Annotated in this window: 18 protein-coding genes; 4 read left to right on the top strand and 14 right to left on the bottom strand. The window is 74.8% G+C overall.

Annotated elements, in window-relative coordinates; all coding sequences use genetic code 11:
- Window positions 1-93: 93 nt before the first annotated feature.
- From ACGF5G_RS25085 to ACGF5G_RS25135, 11 genes are all read right to left on the bottom strand, one after another.
- On the bottom strand, window positions 94-2,310 hold the full coding sequence (locus ACGF5G_RS25085) for an MMPL family transporter (RefSeq protein ID WP_393266777.1): 2,217 nt from the start codon (window positions 2,308-2,310) through the stop codon (window positions 94-96).
- A 220-nt stretch (window positions 2,311-2,530) separates the two neighbouring features.
- Complete coding sequence (gene mutM, locus ACGF5G_RS25090) at window positions 2,531-3,388, bottom strand: bifunctional DNA-formamidopyrimidine glycosylase/DNA-(apurinic or apyrimidinic site) lyase (RefSeq protein ID WP_393266779.1); 858 nt, start codon at window positions 3,386-3,388, stop codon at window positions 2,531-2,533.
- A complete protein-coding gene (gene rnc, locus ACGF5G_RS25095; protein ID WP_393266782.1) occupies window positions 3,381-4,220 on the bottom strand; it encodes a ribonuclease III in 840 nt (279 codons plus the stop codon). Before rnc ends, mutM begins: the two co-directional genes overlap by 8 nt.
- Window positions 4,217-5,212, bottom strand: coding sequence for a phosphate acyltransferase PlsX (locus ACGF5G_RS25100; RefSeq protein WP_393266785.1), 996 nt, complete (start codon window positions 5,210-5,212; stop codon window positions 4,217-4,219). Before ACGF5G_RS25100 ends, rnc begins: the two co-directional genes overlap by 4 nt.
- A gap of 114 nt (window positions 5,213-5,326) precedes the next feature.
- On the bottom strand, window positions 5,327-5,500 hold the full coding sequence (rpmF, locus tag ACGF5G_RS25105) for a 50S ribosomal protein L32 (protein ID WP_091096818.1): 174 nt from the start codon (window positions 5,498-5,500) through the stop codon (window positions 5,327-5,329).
- 5 nt (window positions 5,501-5,505) lie between these two features.
- The gene (locus ACGF5G_RS25110; RefSeq protein ID WP_357695289.1) at window positions 5,506-6,069 is read right to left on the bottom strand and encodes a YceD family protein; all 564 of its coding nucleotides are present in this window, start codon (window positions 6,067-6,069) and stop codon (window positions 5,506-5,508) included.
- A gap of 109 nt (window positions 6,070-6,178) precedes the next feature.
- Window positions 6,179-6,676: a hypothetical protein gene (locus ACGF5G_RS25115; protein ID WP_350680447.1), complete on the bottom strand. Its 498-nt coding sequence runs from the start codon at window positions 6,674-6,676 to the stop codon at window positions 6,179-6,181.
- 222 nt (window positions 6,677-6,898) lie between these two features.
- Complete coding sequence (gene coaD / locus ACGF5G_RS25120; protein WP_350704816.1) at window positions 6,899-7,387, bottom strand: pantetheine-phosphate adenylyltransferase; 489 nt, start codon at window positions 7,385-7,387, stop codon at window positions 6,899-6,901.
- On the bottom strand, window positions 7,384-7,947 hold the full coding sequence (rsmD, locus tag ACGF5G_RS25125; protein WP_393266789.1) for a 16S rRNA (guanine(966)-N(2))-methyltransferase RsmD: 564 nt from the start codon (window positions 7,945-7,947) through the stop codon (window positions 7,384-7,386). Before rsmD ends, coaD begins: the two co-directional genes overlap by 4 nt.
- A gap of 101 nt (window positions 7,948-8,048) precedes the next feature.
- Window positions 8,049-10,250: an ATP-dependent DNA helicase RecG gene (gene recG, locus ACGF5G_RS25130; protein WP_393266791.1), complete on the bottom strand. Its 2,202-nt coding sequence runs from the start codon at window positions 10,248-10,250 to the stop codon at window positions 8,049-8,051.
- A complete protein-coding gene (locus ACGF5G_RS25135) occupies window positions 10,247-11,860 on the bottom strand; it encodes a DAK2 domain-containing protein (protein WP_393266793.1) in 1,614 nt (537 codons plus the stop codon). Before ACGF5G_RS25135 ends, recG begins: the two co-directional genes overlap by 4 nt.
- 370 nt (window positions 11,861-12,230) lie before the next feature.
- On the opposite strand from ACGF5G_RS25135, the gene rpmB reads away from it, so the two are divergent.
- Both rpmB and ACGF5G_RS25145 read left to right on the top strand, forming a co-directional pair.
- The gene (gene rpmB, locus ACGF5G_RS25140) at window positions 12,231-12,422 is read left to right on the top strand and encodes a 50S ribosomal protein L28 (RefSeq protein WP_088963534.1); all 192 of its coding nucleotides are present in this window, start codon (window positions 12,231-12,233) and stop codon (window positions 12,420-12,422) included.
- 253 nt (window positions 12,423-12,675) lie between these two features.
- The gene (locus ACGF5G_RS25145) at window positions 12,676-13,932 is read left to right on the top strand and encodes an ATP-grasp domain-containing protein (RefSeq protein WP_393266796.1); all 1,257 of its coding nucleotides are present in this window, start codon (window positions 12,676-12,678) and stop codon (window positions 13,930-13,932) included.
- Between the two features lie 108 nt (window positions 13,933-14,040).
- Here the strand turns inward: ACGF5G_RS25145 and ACGF5G_RS25150 are convergent, their stop codons facing one another.
- A complete protein-coding gene (locus ACGF5G_RS25150) occupies window positions 14,041-14,508 on the bottom strand; it encodes a GNAT family N-acetyltransferase (protein WP_393266799.1) in 468 nt (155 codons plus the stop codon).
- A gap of 29 nt (window positions 14,509-14,537) precedes the next feature.
- On the bottom strand, window positions 14,538-15,476 hold the full coding sequence (locus ACGF5G_RS25155) for a thiamine-phosphate kinase (protein ID WP_393266800.1): 939 nt from the start codon (window positions 15,474-15,476) through the stop codon (window positions 14,538-14,540).
- A 123-nt stretch (window positions 15,477-15,599) separates the two neighbouring features.
- Here ACGF5G_RS25155 and ACGF5G_RS25160 point away from each other — a divergent pair, with 123 nt between their 5' ends.
- Both ACGF5G_RS25160 and ACGF5G_RS25165 read left to right on the top strand, forming a co-directional pair.
- Complete coding sequence (locus tag ACGF5G_RS25160) at window positions 15,600-15,833, top strand: Lrp/AsnC ligand binding domain-containing protein (RefSeq protein WP_013284547.1); 234 nt, start codon at window positions 15,600-15,602, stop codon at window positions 15,831-15,833.
- Window positions 15,834-16,478 carry a DUF3515 family protein gene (locus ACGF5G_RS25165; protein WP_393266802.1) on the top strand — a complete coding sequence of 215 codons (645 nt, stop codon included), beginning with the start codon at window positions 15,834-15,836 and terminating at the stop codon, window positions 16,476-16,478.
- A gap of 96 nt (window positions 16,479-16,574) precedes the next feature.
- Here ACGF5G_RS25165 and ACGF5G_RS25170 read toward each other — a convergent pair whose 3' ends face one another.
- The gene (locus ACGF5G_RS25170; RefSeq protein ID WP_393267021.1) at window positions 16,575-17,681 is read right to left on the bottom strand and encodes a D-alanine--D-alanine ligase family protein; all 1,107 of its coding nucleotides are present in this window, start codon (window positions 17,679-17,681) and stop codon (window positions 16,575-16,577) included.
- Window positions 17,682-17,838 lie beyond the last annotated feature (157 nt).

The raw sequence follows: 17,838 nt of genomic DNA on the forward strand, positions 1-17,838 counted from the left end.
GGTCGGCCCGACGGCAGGACCCGCCGCGCGTACCGACGGACGGACGGCAGGGGCCGGACCGCGGGTGCGGTCCGGCCCCTGGTGTGGCGTGGGTCAGCGGGCGCCGACCAGCTCCGGGGTCGGAGCCGGCGGGTCCGTGGGGGCCTTCGCGGGGCGCCCCCGCAGGAACTTCGGGGCCCACCAGTTCGCGTCGCCGAGCATGGTCATCAGCGCCGGCAGCACCACCGCGCGGATGATCGTGGCGTCCAGCAGGATCGCCGCCGCCAGGCCGATGCCGAGCTGCTTCATGTCGATCGTGCTCAGCGTGGCGAAGATCGAGAAGACCCCGACCATCACGATCGCCGCGCTGGTCACCACGCCAGCCGACGAGGTGATGCCGTACGCCACCGCGTCCCGGTTCGACATGCCGGCCCGGACGCCCTCGCGGATCCGGCTGACCACGAAGACGTGGTAGTCCATCGAGAGCCCGAACAGCACCACGAAGAGGAACAGCGGCAGCCAGGTGACGATCGCACCCATCGAGGTGAAGCCGAGCAGGCCCTCGGCCCAGTCGCCCTGGAAGACCAGCACCAGCAGCCCGTACGCGGCACCGGCGGAGAGCAGGTTGAGCAGGATCGAGCTGAGCGCGATCACCACCGAGCGGAACGTCAGCACCATCACCACGAAGGTCAGTACCAGCACGAAGCCGATGACGACCGGCAGCTTGTCGCGGATGTGCTGCGAGTAGTCCTCGCTGTCGGCGATGTCCCCGCCGACCGCGTACTCCACGCCGGGCACCGCGCCGAGCGCGGCCGGGACGAGGTCGTCGCGCAGCCGCTCCAGGGAGCGGGCCGCCTCGTCGGTGCGGCTGGCGTGCGGGGTGGCGACCTCCAGCACCGACACCCGCCGGTCCGCCGACACCTCGATCTTCGGGCCGTCCGCCTCGGTCGGCGCGAAGAGCGGGTCGGCCGACGCCGCGCCGGCCAGCGCGGTCAGCGCCGCCGCGACCCGGTCCGCCTCGGCCGCCGGCGCCCGCACCGCGACCGTGTGGCTGGTGCCGCTGCTCGGGAACGCCGCGGTGAGCCGGTCGTACGCCTGCATGGCCGGCGTGCTGCGCGGCAGGTCCTCCATGCCGGGAAACTTCATCTTCATGCCGAGCGCGGGCGTGGCCAGGGCGAGCAGCAGCCCGACCGAGATCACCAGGGTGGCCACCGGCGCCCGCAGCGCGGGCTTCAGCACGGCCGGCCAGAACCTCGGCTTCGCCTCGCCGTGCCGCCCGGTACGCGGGGCGGTGAGCCGCCACAGCAGCGGCACCCGGGGCCGGTCGACCCAGCGGCCGAGCTTGGCCAGCAGCGCCGGCAGCACAGTCAGCGAGCCGATCACCGCGACCGCGACCACCAGCATCGAGCCCACCGCGAGGGAGGAGAAGATGGCGTCGTTGGCGAGCAGCAGCCCGCCCATCGAGATCATCACGGCGAAGCCGGAGACCACGACGGCGTGACCGGAGGTCTCCGCGGCGATCTCCACCGCGTCGAGGCCGGAGCGCCCCTTCGCCCGCTCCTCCCGCTCGCGCCGCACGTAGAACAGCGAGTAGTCGACCCCGACCGCCATGCCGATCAGCAGGATGACGCTGGCCGTCGTGTCGGTCGCCGGCACCAGGTGCGAGGCGAGGGTGGAGAGCCCCATCGCCGCGGCGACCGAGGAGAGCGCCAGCAGCACCGGCACGCCGGCGGCGATCAGCGCCCCGAACGCGATGATCAGGATGGCCAGGGTCACCGGCAGGCTCAGCAGTTCGGCCCGCTTGAAGTCCTCGCCGAGCGTGTCGTTCAGCGCCTTGCTGATCGACGGGCCGCCGACCTGCTCGACGCGCAGCTGCGGGTGCCCCTCCTGCACCCGGGCGGTGGCGTCCCGCAGCGGCTGCACCCGGTCGGACGCGGTCTCCGCGTCACCCGACATCGTGATCGGCACCAGCAGCGCGGAGCCGTCCCGCGCCGTCACCGGCTCCCCCACCGAGGCGACTCCGGTCACCGAACGCAGTTCGGTCGCCGCGTCGGCGGCGGCGGCCTTCGCGGCGACGGGGTCCAGCGTGCCGCCGCGCGCCGTGATCAGGACGTTCTCCACCGCCGGGTCGGCGAAGTCGCCGGCGTCCACGATCAGCCCCGCCCGGCCCGACTCGCCGACGGCCTGGTCGGCGCCGGTCGCCTCCTTGAGTCCCGCGGCGTTCCCGCCGACGAAGCACACCGCCACGAACACGACCCACAGCGCGATGGCCCGCCACGGATGCTCCGCGCTCCACCGCGCCAGCCGCACCGTCACCGGTCTTGCCCCCATTCCGGGTCCCCCTGTCACGTCAACCCCTGTCAACGGGGTTGACGCTATGGACGGAACGGGCCCGGGACATCAGGGAACGGCCCCGGCCCTTCCCCGGAACCTGTACGCGGACTGAACGACGGTCCGGCCGGGCGAGTCGGGCCGAAACCGGCGTGTCGGGAGGGCGATCCCCGACCGGCCGGGGCCGACGCGCCGACGGCGACCCGGAAACGCCTCGGGGTCATCCCCGAAGGGCCCCCCGGGGGCGGGGCTGACAGCGCGGGCAACTGTACGACGAACGGTTCATGAACGCCTCCCGACGCACGGGCGCGCCGCAGCGGTGGCACGGCAGGCCCTCCCGGCCGTAGACGTTCAGCGACCGGTCGAAGTAGCCGCTCTCCCCGTTGACGTTGACGTAGAGGGCGTCGAAGCTGGTGCCGCCGGACTTGATCGCCTCGGCCAGGACGTCCCGGACGTGGCCCAGCAGCCGCAGCGCGGCCGGGCCGGTCAGCGCGTCGGTGGGGCGGGCGCCGTGCAGCCTCGCCCGCCACAGCGCCTCGTCGGCGTAGATGTTGCCCACCCCGGAGATCAGCGTCTGGTCCAGCAGGGCGCGCTTGACCTCCGTACGCCGCCGGCGCAGCGCGGCGGCGAACGACGCGTCGGAGAACTCCGGGTCCATCGGGTCACGGGCGATGTGCGCGATCTCCGCCGGCAGCTCCGCGCCGCCCGCGGAGACCGACAGCCCGCCGAACGTGCGCTGGTCGACGAAGCGCAGCTCCGGCCCGTCGTCGGCGAAGCGGAACCGGACGCGCAGGTGCGTCTCGTCGGGCGCGTCGGCCGGCTGCACCAGCAGCTGGCCCGACATGCCCAGGTGCCCGACGACGGCGTCCCCGCTGTCCAGCGGCAGCCACAGGTACTTGCCCCGCCGGCGCACGTCGCGCACCGTCCGGCCGGCCAGCACGTCGGCGAAGTGCCCGCCGCCGGGGGCGTGCCGGCGCACCGCGCGGGGGTGGTGCACCTCGACGGAGGCGATCCGCCGGTCGGTGACCCACCGGGCCAGCCCCTGCCGGACCGTCTCGACCTCCGGCAGCTCAGGCACGGCCCAGGCCCGCCTCGACCTCGGCGCCCGCCGCCTCGGCGGCCGCCTCGGCCCGCTCCTGCTCGGCCCGCTCCCGCTCGGCCCGCTCCTGCTCGGCCCGCTCGGCCTGCTCGGCCTGCTCGGCCTGCTCGGTGAGCGTGCGCCAGGCCGCCTCAGCGGCCCGCTGCTCGGCCTCCTTCTTGCTCCGCCCGTCGGCCCCGCCGTAGCGGTTGCCGGCGACCACCACCCAGGCGGTGAAGGTCTTGAGGTGGTCCGGCCCGGTGCCCTCGATGCGGTACTCGGGCACACCGAGCCCCAGCGCCGCGGTCAGCTCCTGGAGGCTGGTCTTCCAGTCCAGGGCGGCGCCCCGCCCGGCCGACTCGGCCATCAGCGGGTCGAACAGCCGGTGGATGACGATCGCCGCGGTGTCCAGACCGTACTGGAGGTAGATCGCGCCGAGCAGCGCCTCCAGGGTGTCGGCGAGGATGCTCGCCTTGTCCCGGCCGCCGGTGGTCTCCTCCCCCTTGCCGAGCAGCAGGTAGGCGCCGAGCCCGTCCGGGCCCAGGCCGCGCGCCACGTCGGCGAGGGCGCGCATGTTGACCACGCTGGCCCGCAGTTTGGCCAGCTGCCCCTCGGGCAGGTCGGGGTGGTTGTGGAACAGCGCGGTGGTGATCACCACGCCGAGCACCGAGTCGCCGAGGAACTCCAGCCGCTCGTTGGTGGGCAGGCCGCCGTTCTCGTACGCGTACGAGCGGTGGGTCAGCGCGCGCTCCAGCAGCTCCGGATCCAGGCTGACGCCGAACGCGGCTTCCAGGTGACCGACGGACGCCCGCCGCCGCTTGTCGTTGCTCATGATGTGGGTACCTCGGTGTCGGTGGTGCGGTCGGTGCATTCCTCGCGGTCGCCCGCCTCGGTGCCGTCGAGCAGCGCGCGGACCTGGTCGGCGGCGCGCCGCCGCCAGAGGTGGGCGGCCAGGGCGATGCCGGAGGCGACGTCCTCGGGACGGGCCGCGCCGTGGCAGACGACCACCGTGCCGGCCACCCCGAGCAGGGCGGCTGCCCGGGGGGCGCCACCGCCGGGCGGGGGCCCGCCGGCCATCGCGTACGCGCCCTCGATCGCCTTGAGCAGCACGTTACCGGTGAAGCCGTCGGTCACCACCACATCCGCGCGCGCGCCGAGGGAGACGTCATACCCCTCGACGAGGCCGACGTAGCGACCACCGCAGGGCAGCGACGCGGCGGCGAGGACGGGATCGGCGAGCCGGCGGGCACGGTCACCCTTGCCGGCCTCCGTGCCGACCGAGAGCAGCCCGACGCGCGGGGTCCCGACGGCGTGCGCCACCGCGGCGTAGGCCGCGCCGAGGACGGCGTGCCGGGCGAGGGTGGCCGGGCGCGGCTCGAGCGAGCCGCCGACGTCGAGCAGGACCACCGGGCCCGCGACGGCCGGCAGGGTGGCGACCAGCGCGGGACGGCGTACGTCCGGCCAGCGGCCGAGGCCGAGGGCGACCGCGGTGACGGTGGCGCCGGTCGAGCCGGCAGAGACGAGGGCGTCCGCGGCGCCGTCGCGAACGGCGTGCACGGCGGCGCGGACGGTGCTGTCGGAGCGGGCGGCCACGGGGTGGTCGGCCATGCTCACGGCGGTGCGGACCGGCCGGACGGCGACCCGGGCGCGCTGCGCCGGGTCGAGGGCGTGGACCACCTCGCCGGCGACCTCGGCCGGGCCGACGAGCAGCAGGTGCAGGTCAGGATCGGCGCGCACGGCCCGCAGAGCGCCGTCAACCACGACGTCGGGAGCGTCGTCCCCGCCGAGGAGGTCAACGGCGATCCGCGCGGTGCCCGGCTCCACCGTGACGCCGGCCGGACCAGGCCGGCCGGCGTCGGTGGGAGCCGGGGCACCGGGCGTTCGCCAGGGTGCGCGCGCCGCCCGACCTGCGGTCGGGGGCGTCACTCGGCGTCCAGGTCAGACCTCGAGGACCTGGCGGCCGTTGTAGGTGCCGCAGACGGAGCAGGCGGCGTGCGGCAGCTTGGCGGACTTGCACTGCGGGCAGGCCACGGTCGCGACCACGGCAGCCTTCCAGTTCGCCCGGCGGGCGCGGGTGTTGCTGCGCGACATCTTGCGCTTGGGGACGGCCACGGTTCCTACTCCTCTTTACGGGTCAGTTGCGACAGGCCCGCCCATCGCGGGTCGATCTGCTGGTGACTGTGGTCGGCCGGCAGATCATCCCAGTGCACCCCGCAGTCGGGGCACAAGCCTGGGCAGTCCTCCCGGCAGAGCGGGTTGGTCGGCAGCGCGAGCACCACCGCGTCCCGCAGCGCCGGCTCCAGGTCGATCAGGTCTCCCTGCATCCGGCCCACCTCGTCCTCGTCGGTCGTGGAGTCCGTGGTGCTGTTCTCGTACGCGTACAGCTCCTGGATCCGCACGGCCACCGAGTCGTTGATCTCGCGCAGGCACCGGCCGCACTCGCCCCGCACGGGACCGGTGACGGTCCCCGAGACGAGCACGCCCTCGGACACCGACTCCAACCTCAGGTCGAGGTCGAGGTCCGCGCCCTCCGGCACGCCGATCAACTCCACGCCGAGGTCCGCCGGTGCCGGTGCCACCCGCTTGACCGTACGCAACGCACCAGGCCGGCGCGGCAGCTCCCTCGCGTCGAGGACCAGCGGCGACCTGGGGTTGAGTGTGGAAGGCGTGTGTTTGGGCATAGTCAGACTCCGGCCGGTGAGAGGCCGACAAAAAAGGTTACCTGGGCGACCGCCGGACCGTCGAACCGGGGGCGACGCCCGCCCCGTCCGTCGGCTGGTGAGGTGCCGTTCAGAAGGGTAGCGGGCGTTCCGCCTCGTCCCCAGCGAAGGTGCCGATCTCCCGCAGCGCGTGCATCTTGTCCCGGCCGCGCTCTATCGAGGCCAACGCCCGGGTGAGGAACTGCTCGAAGTTGGCCAGCGCGGTGTCGACGTAGTCGTCGACCTCCTCGCGCAGGCGCTGCGCCTCGGCCCGGGCCTCCGCGATGATCCGGGCGCCCTCGTGCTCGGCGGAGACGGTGATCTCGTTCACCGAGACCAGGCGGGCGTGTTCCGCCTCACCCTCGCTGATGATCCGGTCGGCCTCCCGCTTGCCGGCCTCCATGATCTTGTCCCGCTCCTCCAGCAGCGCGACGGCCTTGCGCACCTCCACCGGGAGTTCGGCGCGCAGCTCGTCGAGGGCCGCGATGAACTCGCCCCGGTCGACCATGCAGTTGTTGCGTGACATCGGGACGGAACGCGCCTGCTCCACCATGGCGATCAGTTCGTCGATGCGATCGAGCGAGTCCACCGGTAGCTCACTCCTGTCGTTCGTCGGGCCGACCTACATGATGCGGGCTACGGCCGGGTTCCCGCTCCACACATCATGTCGCGCCCCGGCCACACCGCGCCTCTCACCCCGGCCCGGCGCGTCGCGCCGCCCGTCCCGCCGACCCCGGCGGGGCGGGCGGCGGGCAGGAGCCGGCGGACGGTCGGGGCCGGCGCGCCCGACCGCCCGGTGGCGCGGCGGAGGTCAGTCGCGGGCCGGCGGCGCGAGGCGGGCCCGCAACTCCTCCCGAACCCGGTCGGGCACGTGGGCGGAGATGTCGCCGCCCCACTTCGCCACGTCCTTGACCAGGCTGGAGGAGAGGAACGAGTAGAGCGGGTTGGTCGGCATGAACAAGGTCTCGACGCCGGCCAGGCCGATGTTCATCTGCGCCATCTGCAGCTCGTAGTCGAAGTCGCTGACCGCCCGCAGGCCCTTGATCAGCACGCTCGCCTGCTGCGCCCGGCAGAAGTCGACCAGCAGGCCACGGAACGACTCGACCCGGACGTTGTCGTAGGAGGCGGTCACCTCGCGGAGCATGTCGATGCGCTCCTCGACGGTGAACAGGCCGCTCTTCGACTGGTTCACCAGCACGCCCACGATCACCTCGTCGAACAGGCGGCTCGCCCGGCCGATGATGTCGAGGTGTCCGTTGGTGACCGGATCGAACGAGCCGGGACACACCGCACGTCTCATGATCGGCGACCGTACCAAAGGGTGGTCTCGCCGTACCGGCGGCTGCGCTCGCCGGTGACACCGTCCCCCCACCCGACCGGCCCGGTGCGGCTGGACCGCTCCACCACGACCAGGGCGTCGGGGGCCAGCCAGCCGCCGTCGACCAGCGCGGCGAGCATCGCGGTGACCTCCGCGTCCGACACCGAGTAGGGCGGGTCGGCGAAGACCACGTCGTACGGGTCGCCGTCCGGGCCGGCCGCCAGCACCGTGGCCACCTTGCCGGTGACCAGCCGGGCGGCCGGGGCGGCGCGCAACGCCGCGACGTTCTCCCGGATCACCCGGGCCGCCCGCGGGTCGGACTCCACCAGCAGCACGTGCGCGGCGCCCCGGGAGAGTGCCTCCAGGCCGACCGCGCCGGACCCCGCGTAGAGGTCGGCGAAGCGGGCGCCCGTCAGGTCCACCTCGGCCTGCACGGCGCTGAACAGCGCCTCGCGGACCCGGTCCGAGGTGGGCCGGGTGCCCGCCCCGGGCGGGGCGGCGATCCGGCGCCCGCCGAGCGTCCCGGCCACGATCCGGGTCACGGACTCCTCCTGCTCATGCGCACGACGCTACGCGACGCGCCGGCGGCCGACGCCCGCCCGGTGCACGCCACGGCCGCGACCTGCGCCCGCCGGCGCCGGGGTCAGCCCTTCTCCAGGTATTCCGCGCGTTCCTCGTCGACCAGCGCCGCCACCGACGCGGCCAGCGCCGGGTGCCGCGCCAGCTCCGGATCCTCCTCGACCAGGGCGATCGCCTCGGCCCGGGCGTCCCGGATCATCTCGGCGTCGCGCAGCAGCGACAGCAGCCGCAGGTGCGACCGCCGCCCCGACTGGGTGGCCCCCAGCACGTCGCCCTCGCGCCGCTGCTCCAGATCCAGCTCGGCGAGCTTGAACCCGTCCGTCGTGGAGGCGACCGCGTCGAGCCGCTCCCGCGCGGACGCGCCCTCCAGCGCCTCGGTGACCAGCAGGCACAGCCCGGGCGCCGAGCCCCGGCCGACCCGGCCGCGAAGCTGGTGCAGCTGGGACACGCCGAACCGGTCGGCGTCGAGCACGATCATCACGGTGGCGTTCGGCACGTTGACGCCCACCTCGACCACGGTGGTGGCGACCAGCACGTCGACGTCGCCGGCGGCGAAGGAACGCATGACCGCGTCCTTCTCGTCGGCCGGCAGCCGGCCGTGCAGCACGCCGATCCGCAGGCCGTGCAGCGGCCCCTCGGCGAGCAGCGGCGCCACCTCGGTGACCGCCATCGGCGGCCGCCGCCCGTTGTCGTCGACCGGCGGCGGCTCCTCCTCACTGGCCGGGCCCTCCCCGATGCGCGGGCAGACCACGTACGCCTGGTGGCCGGCGGCCACCTCCTCGCGCAGCCGCCGCCAGGCCCGGTCCAGGAACGCCGGCTTCTCGGCGGCCGGAACCACGTGCGAGGCGATCGGCGAGCGGCCCTGCGGCAACTGGGAGAGGGTCGAGGTCTCCAGGTCGCCGTAGACCGTCATCGCCACCGTGCGCGGGATCGGGGTGGCCGTCATCACCAGCACGTGCGGCGGCTGGTCGGCCTTGGCGCGCAGGGCGTCGCGCTGCTCGACGCCGAACCGGTGCTGCTCGTCCACCACCACCAGGCCCAGGTCGGCGAAGTCGACGCCCTCGTAGAGCAGGGCGTGGGTGCCGAGCACGATGCCGGCCGCCCCGCTGGCCACCTCGGCCAGGGCGCGCCGACGGGCCGCCGCACCCAACGAGCCGGTGACCAGCTCGACCCGGGTGGCGTCGTCGGCCGCGCCCAGCTCGCCGGCCCGGCCGAGCGGCCCGAGCAGTTCGAGGATGCCCCGGTGGTGCTGCGCCGCGAGCACCTCGGTCGGGGCCAGCAGCGCGGCCTGCCCGCCGGCGTCGACCACCTGGAGCATCGCGCGCAACGCGACCACCGTCTTGCCGGAACCGACCTCGCCCTGGAGCAGCCGGTGCATCGGGTGGGCGGTGGCCAGGTCCGCCGCGATCTCCACCCCCACGTCCCGCTGGCCGGGGGTCAGCTCGTACGGCAGCCGGGCGTCGAACGCGTCGAGCAGGCCGCCGGGCTTCGCCGGACGGGGCCGGGCCGGCCACGCGGCGGCCCGGTGCTTGCGCTGCACCAGGGTGAGCTGCACGGCGAACGCCTCGTCCCACTTGAGCCGCCGGCGGGCCCGGTAGAGCGCCTCCTTGCTGGACGGCCGGTGGATCTCACGCAACGCGACGTCGATGCCGGCCAGCTTGCGGCTCGCCCGCAGGGTGGCGGGCAGCGGGTCCTCCGGCGGGGTGAAGGTGTCCAGCACCACCCGGACGCAGCGCGCGATCACCCAGGTGGGCACCGCCGCAGCGGCCGGGTAGACCGGGATCAGCGCCCCGGCGAACTCCTCGATCTCCTCGCTGGCCGCCGCCTCGCCGTCGCCGCCCTCGCCGAGCAGGACGTACTCGGGGCCGTTGAGCTGCCGCTTGCCCCGGAACTCGGTGACCTTGCCGGCGAACAGCCCCCACCGGCCGGGGCGCAGCTCCCGCTCCCGCCACGCCTGGTTGCCGAAGAAGGTGAGGGTCAGGGTGCCGCCCGAGCCGTCGCCGACCGTCACCTCCAGCAGGTTGCCCCGGCGCTGGCGCATCGGGCGTACGGCGGTGCGCTGCACCTGGGCCAGCACGGTGACCTGCTCGCCGACGTCGAGCGAGCGGATGTCGGTGTGCTCGCCGCGCTCGTCGTAGCGGCGCGGGAAGTGGTAGACCAGGTCACCCGCGGTGTGCAGGTCGAGGTGGCTCGCGAGGGCCTTCGCGGTCTTCTCCCCGACCAGCTTCTTCAGCGGCGTGTCCACCGTGCACGGCTCGGACGTCATTCGACCCCCACCAGGAGCGGATAGTACGGCTGCCCGCCCGGGTACGCCTGCACCTCGACGAACGGCCAGCGCCGGCCGACGTGCTCGCGGACCGCCTCGGCCAGCCCGGCCGGGGCGTCCGCCCCGGAGAGCAGGGTGACCAGCTCGCCGCCGCCGCCGAGCATCCGGTCGACCACGGCGGCGCAGGTGTCGGCCAGGTCCGACCCGATCAGGTGCACCTCGCCCTCGACCAGCGCCAGCACGTCACCGGGGCGGCAGGGGCCGGCGACGGTCAGCGCCTCGCGGCTGGCGTAGCAGACCTCGGCGTAGCGGCAGGCGCCGGCCGCCTCCGCCATCGCGATCACGTCGTCGGAGAAGCGGCGGGCCGGGTCGCGCACCGCGAGGGCGGCCAGCGCCTGCACCGGGGACCGGGTGGGCACCACGCTGACCTTGATGCCCAGCCGGTGCGCCTCCTCGGCGGCGGCGCTCGCCACCGCCTGCGTGTTGGGGTCGTTGGGCAGCACCACCACCCGGGCGGCGCCGGTCGCGCGGATCGCGTCCAGCAGCTCGCCCGTGGACGGGTTGCCGGGCACCACCGTGGCGCCCTCGCCGGCGACGAGCTCGGCGATGCCCGCGCCGGCGGCCACCACCACCGCCGCGCGGCCGCCGCGCGCCATCGGCGGGGCGAGGGCCGGCTGGTCGGCGAAGCGGGTCACCGAGATGCGGTGCGGCCGGCCGGCGACCACGCCCGCCTCGATCGCCGCGCCCACGTCGTTGACGTGCACGTGCACGTTCCAGGTGCCCGCACCGGCGCTCCCGTCGCCGACGACCACGAGCGAGTCGCCCAGGGCGGCCAGCTCGGCCCGCAACCGGCCCACCGCCTCGGGCGCGGCGTCGAGCAGGAACTGCACCTCGTAGGCGTACTCCTCGGAACCGGTCTCGCGGACGGCGGTGGCCGGCGGGCGGGCCGCACGCGGCGCGGGCGCGGGACGCTCCGGGCTCTCCCCCGTGACGACCTCGACCAGGGCGTCGAGCAGCAGGCAGAGGCCCCGGCCGCCGGCGTCGACCACGCCGGCCCGGGCCAGCGCGGGGAGCTGCTCCGGGGTGCGCGCCAGCGCCCGCGCCGCCTCGCCCGCCGCCGCCCGGGCGACCGCCCGCAGGTCGTCGCTGTCCGCCCGCTCGGCGGCGCGGGCCGCGGCGGCGACGACGGTGAGCAGCGTGCCCTCGACGGGGCGGGCGACCGCGGCGTAGGCGGCCGTGGTCGCGTCGCGCAGCGCGGCGGCCAGCTCCCGCCCGCGCACCGCGGGCACGGCGGCGACCGCGTCGGCGAAGCCGCGCAGGATCTGCGACAGGATCACCCCGGAGTTGCCCCGGGCGCCGAGCAGCGCGCCCCGGGCCATCAGCCGCAGCGCGTGCCCGTGCGGGGTGGGCCCGTCCTCCGGGAGGGTGCCGAGGTCCATCGCCAGCGCCTGCTGCGCGGAGGTGAGGGTGAGCACCAGGTTGGTGCCGGTGTCGCCGTCGGGCACCGGGTAGACGTTCAGGTCGTCGATCTCGCCCTGGTGCCGCCTGAGCGCGGCCAGCCCGCCCGCGCACCAGCGGCGGACCGCGGCGGCGTCGAGGGTGTCCAACACGGCGAGAAGCCTACTGGCGGGCACCGACGCGCGCCGGGGTCGCCGGCCGTCCGGCGGCGTGTCCGGCCCGGCGCTCCCCGGCCGCCCGTCACGTCGACACCCGGACGAGCCGGCGCGACCCGGCCCGCTGGTCGGGGGCCGCCGACTCCGGTGGCCCCGGCCGGCACTACCCTCGTGGTCGCGTCCCTTCGTACGGTGCTGCCGGAAGGGACGGCGCCGACCGGGCGACCCCGCCGCGCCGTGCCAGCTCCGCCCCGGGCGCCGCCCGGGGCCGGTTGGTCGGGTGCGCGGGTCATCGGGTAACCTGGCCAGGTTGCCCGGGCAGCGCCTGGCGGCGACCTCATGAACGTTTCAAACCCAGGAGTATCCCGTGGCTAGCGTGTGCGACGTCTGTGGCAAGGGACCGGGCTTCGGCCACAACGTGTCCCACTCGCACCGGCGGACCAACCGCCGCTGGAACCCGAACATCCAGTCGGTGCGTACCCCGGCCGGTGGCGGGAACACCAAGAAGATGCAGGTCTGCACCTCGTGCATCAAGGCTGGCAAGGTCACCCGCGCCTGACGCGGTAGGCCCCAGCTTCACACTCGTCATTACCGGCGGGCCCTCGAGGGCCCGCCGGTTCTGTCGTGTCCAGGGTTGCCCGCCTCGTGCCGGTTCCCGGCGGCCCCGGGCCGGTTCGTGTCGGGTCCGGGCGGGTCGGCTGACGGGTACGCGACCGCCCTTCGACGCGCGGCGCGGGCCCGGTTAGGGTCTGCGTGCGCCGCGAGTCCGGGTCGGACCGGCGCGGGGGCGACCGAGCACGGAGGGACGACTGGTGCAGCTTGACCTAGGCCGGGACGAGATGGTCATCGTCGGTGCCTCCCTCGGGATGCTGCGCTGGTTCAGCGAGGAACTGCCCGCCGACAGCGTCGTCCTCGTCGAGGAACCCGACGTCATCGAGCGCCGGGGGCTGGAGCGGTTCGCCCGCGAGATGCCCTTCATCTCCCGCGTGGTGCCCGCCGAGTACCAGATCGGCTTCGACGCCGCCGCGCTGGTCATCCGGGAACCCGGGCTGGCCGCCGCCCGGCTGGTCATGCCCGGCCTCGAGTACGCCGTCGGGGCCACCGCCCGGCTCGCCGAGGCGCTCGGCCTGCCCGGCGCCGGTCCGGCGGCGGCCGACGTCTTCTCCGACAAGCACCGGATGCGGCTGCTCGCCGCCGAGGCCGGCCTGGCCAACCCGGCCTTCGCGCTGGTCGACTCCGCCGCCGGGGCCACCGAGTTCGCCCGGCGGCACGGCGGCCGGTGCGTGCTGAAGCCCACCCGCCGCTCGGGCAGCCTGGGCGTGCAGATCATCGCCGACCCGGCGGAGGTCGCCGGGGCGTGGGCGGGCACCGCCTCGCCCGAGGACCCGCCGGAGGCGACCGGCCGGGGGCTGCCCACGGGCGTCCTCGTCGAGCAGGTCATCGACGGGCGCGAGCACAGCGTCGAGCTGCTCGTCGCCGACGGCGAGGTGATCTTCGCCAACGTCACGGACAAGCGGGTGCTCCCGGGGCGCTCCCCGGTGGAGACCGGCCACACGGTGCCGACCGCGCTGCCCGACCCCACCCGCCGGGCACTGGTCGAGGTGGCGACCCGGCTGGCCGCCGCCGCCGGCTTCCGCACCGGCACCCTGCACAGCGAGTGGATCGTCGCCGACGGGGTGCCGACGCTGGTCGAGTGCGCCGCCCGGCTGCCCGGCGACATGATCACCGCGCTGGTGTCGATCGCGTACGAGTGCGGGTTCATCGAGGCGTACCTGCGGACGCTGTGCGGGGAGCGGCCGGCCCTGCCGGCGCGGCCGACCGGCGCGGCGGCGGTCGAGTTCCTGCTGGCCGCGCCCGGCACCGTCACCGCCGTCGACGGGCTGCGCGCGGCCCGCCGGGTGCCCGGCGTGCTGGAGGTGCAGCTCGACGCGGCAGTCGGCGACACCGTGACGGAGGTGACGTCCTCGCTGCGGCGCAGCGGTCACCTGCTGGCCTGGGGCGCCGGCCCGGCCGAGGCGACCGACGCGGCTGGCAAGGCCGCCGAGCAGATCCTGTTCACCACCGCCTGATCGTGCCGTAGCCGGCCCGGCGGCTTCCCCGGCCGGGCCGGGAGCCGCCGCCGGGTCCGACGGCTCAGGGGGTGCGACGGTTCAGGGGGTGCGACCGAAGGAAAGGGCTCAGAGGGTGTGGCCGAACGAGAGGCAGCCCGGGGCGTCCTTGTAGAAGCCGAAGTTCGGGATCCGCTCGTAGCCGGCCGCGGTGTACATGGCGATGGCCTCGGGCTGCTTGTCGCCGCACTCCAGGACGATCCGCTTGCGCCCGTGCTCGCGGGCCGAGCGCTCCACGGCGGCCAGGACCGCCCGGGCCACACCCCGGCCCCGGGCCGCCGGGTCGGTGTACATCCGCTTCAACTCGGCCGTGTCGCCGTCGTCGCCGTGGCTGCGCCAGCCGCCGCAGCCGACCGGCTCGCCGCCGAGGTGGGCGACGAGGAAGGCGCCGGCCGGCGGCACGAACTCGCCCGGGTCCACCGGGGTGTCGTCGCCGCTGCCGCCGTACCGGGCGCCGAGGTCGGCCAGCGCGGCGCGGATCAGCCGCTGCGCGACCGGCGAGTCGAAGCGCTCGGCGCGGATCTCGATCTCACTCACGGCGTAAAGGGTACGACCAACGCCGGCCCTTACCGGAAGTGGTCCCAGCCGGCGGGTCCGTCGTACGGGGCGCCGTCGACCGTGACGCCGGAGCCCGCCGTCACCCGCCCGATCGGGCGCCAGTCGGGCGGCAGCGCCACCGCCGGCGGGAAGGTCGCGGCCAGCGCGTGGTCGTCGCCCCCGGTGAGGAGCCAGGAGTACGGGTCGACGCCCAGGGCCTGGGCGGCGTCGCGCATCTGCCGGGGCACCTCGAAGGCGTCCCGGCGCACGTCGAGGGCCACGCCGCTGGCCTTGGCCACGTGCCCGAGGTCGGCGAGCAGCCCGTCCGACACGTCGATCATCGAGGTGGCGCCGAGCCGGGCCGCGTGCGGTCCGGCTCGGTACGGCACCTCCGGCCGCCGGTACGCCTCCACCAGCAGCCGCGGGGTGCGGAAGCCCCGGGAGAGCACCGTCAGCCCGGCCGCCGCGTACCCGGTCCGGCCGGCCAGGGCCAGCACGTCCCCGGGCCGCGCCCCGGAGCGCGTCACCGGCGGCCGGCCGCCGAGGTCGCCGAGGGCGGTGACCGCGATCGTCAGCGTGGGGCTGGCGGACATGTCCCCGCCCACCACGCTCGCGCCGACCTTCGCCGCCTCGGCGCCGAGCCCGTCGGCGAGTTCCTCGGCCCACCCGGTCTCCAACTCGGGCGGCATGCAGAGCGCGACCAGCAGCGCGGTCGGCTCCGCCCCCATCGCGGCGATGTCGGCCAGGTTGGCCGCCGCCGCACGGTGGCCGACGTCACGCGCGGCGGACCAGTCCCGCCGGAAGTGCCGCCCCTCCACCAACACGTCCGTCGAGGCCGCGACCCGGGCGTCCGGGGCGGCCACCACGGCCGCGTCGTCCCCGGGACCGAGCAGAACGGTCGATCCGTACGACAACCGGGCGGTCACCCGGTCGATCAGGCCGAACTCGCCGACCCCCGCGACACTCATGCCGGCCCTCCGCCGTGCTCGCTCACCGCTTCTCCTTGACCACCGATAGGGATCAGACCTGGTCCGTAAGGTACTTTCTCCCTTCGGGCCGCCCCGCAGGCGGCGACGGACGGAGGTCGAGTCGTGGTACAGGCGTACATCCTCATCCAGACCGAGGTCGGTCGCGCGCGCGACGTGGCCGGTCTCATCGCGGACCTTGCCGGCGTGGTGCGGGTCGACGCCGTCACCGGGCCGTACGACGTGGTCGTGCTCACCGAGGCGAACACCGTCGACGAGCTCGGCAAACTCATCGTCAGCAAGGTGCAGATGGTGCCCGGCATCACCCGCACCCTCACGTGTTCGGTGGTGCGCCTGTAAGTGGACAAGATCACTGACTCTCCCGCGACCGATTCCGCCCAGGCGGACGAGGCCGCCCCCGACCGCCCGGCCCCGGACCGGACGACCCGGAGCGCCGCGCTGATCGCCACGCTGGTCGCGCTGCCGATCACCGCGCTGGTCGGCGTGCTCGCCTTCGTCCAGCTTTCCCCGGACGAGCCGGCCGAGCCGGCCGCCGCGCCGAGCCCGACGGCAAGTGCTTCCCGCGCCCAGTCCACCGCCCCGGTCGAGATGGCCGCCCCGGCGCTGGCCGAACGGCCCGCCACGGTCTGCCGGGCGCTGCTCTCCCAGTTGCCGCCGACGGTCAACGACCTCGCCCAGCGCCCGGTCACCGCCGGCCCGGAGCAGAACGCCGCGTACGGCGACCCGGCGCTCACGCTGGCCTGCGGCGGCGCCGAGCCGACCGTCGGCGAGACGGACGACGTGTGGACGGTCAACAAGGTCTGCTGGTACGCCCAGGAGGAGACGGACATCACCGTGCTCACCACGCTGGACCGGGAGACCGCCGTGACGGTCCGCGTGCCGCGGTCGTACGGGCAGGCGTTGCAGTGGGTCTCCCCCATCTCGGAGACGATCGTGGCCTCCGTGCCCTCCGGCGGCGACACCCCGCGGGGCTGCCAGGGCTGACGCCCAGCCACCCGGAAGGGTCCCTCCCCGACGCCAGTCGTTAGGAAGGGACCCTTCCTATGCATCAGGCGTTAGGAAGGTGCCCTTCCTTACAGGTCAGTGCAGGCCGACGCCGCGGTGCAGGGCGGTGCGGATGAGGCGGTTGACCAGCTTCGGGTACTCCAGCCCGGACGCCGCCCACATCCGGGGGAACATCGACGTCGAGGTGAAGCCCGGCATCGTGTTGATCTCGTTGAGGTAGACGTCCAGCTCCGGGGTGACGAAGAAGTCGACCCGGGCCAGGCCGGCGCAGTCCAGCGCGGTGAAGGCGCGGACGGCGTACTCCTGGACCTGCCGGGTCACCCGCTCGGGCAGGCCGGCGGGGATGTCGTACTCGCAGGCCTCCTCGGAGTCGATGTACTTCGCCTCGAAGTCGTAGAAGTCGTACTCGCCGACCACCCGCACCTCGGCGAGCACCGACGCCTCCGGCGCGCCGCCGGCCTCGCCCTCCAGCACGCCGCACTCGATCTCGCGGCCGACGACCGCCCCCTCGACCAGCACCTTCGGATCGATCTGGCGAGCGGTGGCGACGGCGGCGTCCAGGTCCGCCCAGTCGGTGACCTTCGTGATGCCGAACGACGAACCGGCCCGGGAGGGCTTGACGAACACGGGCAGGCCGAGCCGCTCCTTGTCCGCCTCGCTCAGCGTCATCCCGTTGCGCAGCACCGCGTACGGGCCCACCGGGATGCCCTCGGCGGCGCAGAGCTTCTTGGTGAACTCCTTGTCCATGGCGGCGGCGGAGGCGAACACGTTCGCCCCGACGTACGGGATGCCGGCCATCTCCAGCATGCCCTGGATGGTGCCGTCCTCCCCGTACGCGCCGTGCAGCACCGGGAAGACCACGTCGACGTCGGCGAGCGCCCGGGGACCCTCGGTCGGGTCGAGCACCATCAGCCCGTTGCCGGTCGGGTCGGCGCGCAGCACGATGTCGGCGCCGGACTCGGCGGTGATCTCCGGCAACCGGCGCGCGTTGATCGCCAACTGGGCCGGGTCGCCGCTGGTCAGCACCCACTGCCCGGCCCGGGTGATGCCCACCGGCACCACCTCGAACTCGTCCGGGTCGAGGGCGCCGAGCACGCTGCCGGCGCTGACGCAGGAGATGCCGTGCTCCGGGCTGCGGCCGCCGAAGACGATCGCCACGCGGGTCCTGCCTGGGGTGGTCACTCCGGTCACCTCTTCGTACGCGACTGCTGCGCCGGTGGTGGCGCTCACCCGGTTGACCTTACTGTGCGTGGCGGGCCTCGGCTGCCGATACCCGGGGGACAGGCGACAGTGCGCGGCAATCGGTCAACAAAGGATATACGTTGCGTAATCGCTCGGG

It is taken from the genome of Micromonospora sp. NPDC047730 (assembly GCF_043204765.1).
Lineage (GTDB): Bacteria > Actinomycetota > Actinomycetes > Mycobacteriales > Micromonosporaceae > Micromonospora.

Excerpts from the sequence above, each read along its gene's own strand:
- coaD (WP_350704816.1), bottom strand. The coding sequence starts at position 7,387 with ATGAGACGTGCGGTGTGTCCCGGCTCGTTCGATCCGGTCACCAACGGA.
- ACGF5G_RS25085 (WP_393266777.1), bottom strand. The coding sequence starts at position 2,310 with ATGGGGGCAAGACCGGTGACGGTGCGGCTGGCGCGGTGGAGCGCGGAG.
- ACGF5G_RS25110 (WP_357695289.1), bottom strand. The coding sequence starts at position 6,069 with ATGCCCAAACACACGCCTTCCACACTCAACCCCAGGTCGCCGCTGGTC.
- recG (WP_393266791.1), bottom strand. The coding sequence starts at position 10,250 with ATGACGTCCGAGCCGTGCACGGTGGACACGCCGCTGAAGAAGCTGGTC.
- rnc (WP_393266782.1), bottom strand. The coding sequence starts at position 4,220 with ATGAGCAACGACAAGCGGCGGCGGGCGTCCGTCGGTCACCTGGAAGCC.
- ACGF5G_RS25155 (WP_393266800.1), bottom strand. The coding sequence starts at position 15,476 with ATGAGTGTCGCGGGGGTCGGCGAGTTCGGCCTGATCGACCGGGTGACC.